Source organism: Nautilia sp., from assembly GCF_053994455.1.
Genome location: NZ_JBMYAU010000047.1, coordinates 1 through 4,547 on the forward strand (window position 1 = coordinate 1; position 4,547 = coordinate 4,547).

Annotated in this window: 3 protein-coding genes and 1 pseudogene; 3 read left to right on the top strand and 1 reads right to left on the bottom strand. The window is 34.4% G+C overall.

Annotation, left to right across the window (positions count from 1 at the left end; translation table 11 throughout):
- Positions 1–38 precede the first annotated feature (38 nt).
- On the top strand, positions 39–398 hold the full coding sequence (locus tag ACXJIE_RS03135; protein ID WP_456479524.1) for a response regulator: 360 nt from the start codon (positions 39–41) through the stop codon (positions 396–398).
- Here the strand turns inward: ACXJIE_RS03135 and mqnE are convergent.
- Positions 395–1,459 carry an aminofutalosine synthase MqnE gene (gene mqnE, locus ACXJIE_RS03140; RefSeq protein ID WP_456479525.1) on the bottom strand — a complete coding sequence of 355 codons (1,065 nt, stop codon included), beginning with the start codon at positions 1,457–1,459 and terminating at the stop codon, positions 395–397. The genes ACXJIE_RS03135 and mqnE overlap by 4 nt on opposite strands.
- Positions 1,460–1,512: 53 nt before the next feature.
- Between mqnE and ACXJIE_RS03145 the strand changes: the two genes are divergently transcribed.
- Entirely contained in the window at positions 1,513–3,960 is a 2,448-nt protein-coding gene (locus ACXJIE_RS03145) for a [protein-PII] uridylyltransferase family protein (protein WP_456479526.1), read from the top strand.
- Positions 3,957–4,547: pseudogene (locus ACXJIE_RS03150) on the top strand (GGDEF domain-containing protein); the annotation flags it as partial. The gene ACXJIE_RS03145 and the pseudogene ACXJIE_RS03150, both read left to right, overlap by 4 nt.

Genomic DNA, 4,547 nt, shown 5'->3' on the forward strand with positions numbered 1-4,547 from the left:
AAACCTGAAAATATAGAAAAAGCTGTAAAAGGATAAAAATGGCAAATAAAAGAATATTAGTTGTAGACGATGATCCGATTAACAGAAAGTTAATCGTCAGAATACTGTCTAAAAAAGGATTCGAATCTTTAGAGGCGGGGAACGGGATTGAAGCGTTCAATACGCTGACAAACAACGATGTCGACATTATTCTCCTTGACATCGTTATGCCCGTAATGGACGGTATCGAATTTTTAAAAGAAATAAAAACAAAACCGGAATATATCAACCTGCCGATTATCATACTGACAACAGACGACAGTAAAAAAACCCAGGCTCTGGCGCTTGGTGCGAATGACGTTATAATTAAACCGATTTCTCCGGTTACCTTATTGGAAACTATTGAAAAATACGCTTAATATTCGCGTATTTCATTATAAAGACTATCCCTTTCTACAGGGATAAACCCGCTGTCTTTAATCAGATGGACAAGCTCCTTTAAATTCAACCCTTTTGACGAATCCGCCCCGGCAGCGGAATTAATCGATTCTTTCTCTATGGTTCCGTCAATATCGTTCGCACCGTATTCCTGGGCAACAAGAGAAAGATTAAGGGTGGTCGTAACCCAGTATGCTTTTATATTAGGAATATTTCTTAGCAGAATTCTGCTTATTGCTATCGTTTTTAAAATTTCGTTTCCCGTTAAAAACCTGTTTACATTTAGGTAATTGTTTTTTCTTTGATAAACAAGCGGTATAAAAGCGTTGAAACCGCCCGTTTTATCCTGAAGTTTTTTGACTCTCAACATATGGTCTATACGCTGAGCCCTGTTTTCTATATGCCCGAAAAGCATTGTGACGTTTGATTTTTTACCCATTCCGTGCCAGATTTCGTGAATTTTCAGCCAGTTTTCACTGCTTACTTTGCCTTTGCATATTTTATCCCTTACAGTTTCGTCAAAAATTTCAGCCCCTCCCCCGGGCATTGAATCAACTCCGTTTTTCGCCATATCATCCAAAACACGCTCATAAGTTTTGCCACTTAATTCACTGAAAAAATTAACTTCGGCGGCGGTGAAAGCTTTGATGTGGATATTCGGAATTTCTTTTTTTATCTCTTTTACTATATTCATATAATATTCATACCCTACTTCCGGATTGTGTGCAGAGACCACATGCACCTCTTTAGCCCCTTTTTCATAAGCCTGCTTGGCGGCAAAAACACATTCGTCAATACTCATCGTATACGGATTGGGGTTTTTTCTGTGTGCAGAAAAAGCACAGAATTTACAGACGTCTTTACACACATTGCTGGGATTAATGTGTCTGTTAATATTAAAATAGGTTTTTTTGCCGAATTTCTCAATTCTTATTTTCTGCGCCGCTTTTCCTACTAAAAAAAGTTCCGAATCGTAAAGTTTAAGAGCCTCATCGAAAGTAATTTCGTCATTATCTTCTATTTTTTTAAATAAATTTTCCATTCAATTCTCCCCATATTCATTTTATTTGTTAAAATATCATAAAAGGAGAGAAAATGCAACTTCAGCAAATAATTTATACCTCCGAAAACGATTTAGAAATTGCTAAAGCGATAAAAAGAGAAATAAAAGAATATTTAAACAGCATCAAAATAGAAGGCGGAAAGGACTTTTTTGTAAAACATACGAAAAAAATTGACGAATTCGTCACACTCATATACAAATATATCTTAAAAAAAAGTTTTCAGGAATTTCAGCCCCCTTTTAACAACATACCCGTTTCGATAATAGCCCTCGGTTCATACGGAAGGGAGCAGCTCCCCATATATTCGGACATAGACATAATGATAGTTTATAAAGAAACACCGGGTTATAACCTGAGAAACATAATAGAAAACTACATTACGATGCTGTGGGATTTGGGATTGAAAATAGGCCACAGGGTTCATGAATTAAAAGATCTTTTTCCGGCAAGCAATGAAGATATTACCATAAAAACCGCAATGCTTGAGAGCAGATTTATTTTCGGAAGCAAATTTTTATGGTACGAAATACAAAACGAACTTAATAAGATGAGAAACTACAATAAAAAAGAGTACATACTCGCTAAATACGACGAAATGCTTAAAAGACATAAAAAACACCCCATTTCAATGGAGCCGGATATTAAAGACGGTTTCGGGGGCATAAGGGATTCGAACACACTGCTGTGGATCAACAAAGTGATATTCAACTATCCGAACAACTCTTATTTAATACCGGAATACGCAACCGAGGAAGATTTCAGGGAATACAGAAGTTCTCTTGAATTTTTATTTAAAGTAAGGGTGTATCTCCATCTTGCGGCTAAGAAAAAAATCGACAAGGTTTTACTTACATATCAAAGGGAGATTGCCCTTAATATGGGATATACCGATTCTCTTAGGATAAGTGCGGAAAGAAAGTTTATAAAAGATCTGCTGAAATCATTATGGAACGTAAACATTTTCACATCTATAGTGATAAAAAAAATAATAAAACCTTATTTATATTCTCACGGTTTTAAGGAAATGAAAAACAAAAGAGTAAAAAAAGACTACTATCTTTGTGAAAATATACTTTATACGAGATTTTGCAACAAAGAAACATATAAGGAGGCTATAAACTCCCTTATTGAAATAAATTATAAAAAATGTGACATATCGGTGGTCTCACTCCTTAAAGAAAAAGACTTCGGCATAATAAAAAAACAGAAAAAAGCGCTTTTTTACAAAGATTTTCTTTATCCTCTGCTTTTTGCCCTTTATAAATCCAAAACACTGGAAAAAATAATACCCGCCTTTGAAAAAATAAAATACCTCGCACAGTTTGACGGATATCACCAGTATCCGGTCGACATACATTCGTTATATACCGTCAAAGAAATAGAAAACCTCACTGAATTTCAAAAACTTAACGAAACCGACAAAGCGGTTTTAAGATTCGCCGCTCTTTTTCATGATTTAGGCAAAGGAAGAATAGAGGACCATTCCGTAATAGGAGCGAAAATAGCAAAAGAATATGCCCAGAAATTCTCAATGCCGGATACCGAAATAATTGCAAAGCTTGTAAAACATCACACTCTAATGTCCAATACCGCCCAAAGAGAAGATATACACAACGATAAAATCATACTCTCTTTTGCGGAAATCATACAAAACGAAAGATTTTTAAAACTGCTGTATCTTTTAACCATAGCGGATATGAAAGCCGTGGGGGAAGGAATTTTCACCCCTTTTAAAGAATCTCTGCTGCAAACGCTTTATTACAACACCCTAAACGCATTGGAAAACAAAACGCTTATAAACGAAATAGCCCAAAGAAAAAGAAAAGAAAAACTTCTCTCTTCAAAAGAAAAATTCATACAGTTTCCTAAACTTTTCAGAAAAAAAGTGCTCTCCTCACCTTCAAACCAGCTGTTTTTGCAAAATTCCGTCAATGAAATTTTAAAACTCTTGGAATGGATAAAAGATACAAAAGAATACAAATACAAATTCGAAAACGAAAAACACCTCATCATCCATATAGCAAAAAACGACAGGCTTAATTTTTCGTTAGGCTGGTTTATAGACAAACTTTCCAAACTTGAACTGAACCATCTCTCCATTTATAAAATAGGAGAATTAAAATATTTTAAAATAGAATTCGACAAAAAAGTAGACGAGTATGACCTGCCCGTAATTTCGGAATATATAAAAAAAGCCTTTGAGCAAAACCTGACGACTAAACACACCGTACAATTCAAAAAAGAGGAATTCGAAATAGACTGCAACCATTCTCAAAACTATGCCTCCTTAAAATTAAAAACAAAAGACAAAAAAGGGATAGTGTCCACGATAATGCAGGTGCTTGATGATTTCAACATAAGAGTCGAAGACGTAAAAATATCCACCCAAAAAAACATAGCAAGAGACCTTTTCATAATATCCAAAGAAAACGGTTTTTGCGGTAAAATAGACGAAATCCTTAAAAGGCTTTGCAAATGAAAAAAAAGATACTTTTCATTATTGCGGTAATAATGATTATATCAACAGTAATACGTACGCTGATTGTCACTTACACGTTTTTAAACTTTTCGAACACCACAATAATAAACGAAGCGGTTTTAATAAAAGACATACTTACCGAAACACTGGAAAAACAAAGGTTCATAGAAATAATTAAAAACTCCAAACACATACTGGACATAAGACTCCTTAACAAAAAAACCGACACGGAAACTCTTTTTTTCGACAAAGACAAAAAAGTGTTTACGATAATTTTACCTTTTGACGCAAACAAAAGCCTCAAAATAACGTTCAGCGCACAGGATTATTATAAAAAACTTATAAACGCTATGATACAGCTCATTGCAATAGCCATTATATCATTAATAATAATCATATTAATAGTGAACTACTTTTTAACGCCCTACCTCGAAATTCTCGAAAACGTAAGACAGTCGACAAAAAAAATACTTAAAGGAGACTTCGAGCATAAAATAGACACGAAATTAAAAGGAGAGGCAAAGGATTTCGTAGACTCTTACAATATATTTTTAAACAAACTTAAAGACAGTTTCGGAGTAATCGAA

Coding starts and splice junctions, on each gene's coding strand:
- ACXJIE_RS03145 (WP_456479526.1), top strand. CDS start 1,513: ATGCAACTTCAGCAAATAATTTATACCTCCGAAAACGATTTAGAAATT.
- ACXJIE_RS03135 (WP_456479524.1), top strand. CDS start 39: ATGGCAAATAAAAGAATATTAGTTGTAGACGATGATCCGATTAACAGA.
- mqnE (WP_456479525.1), bottom strand. CDS start 1,459: ATGGAAAATTTATTTAAAAAAATAGAAGATAATGACGAAATTACTTTC.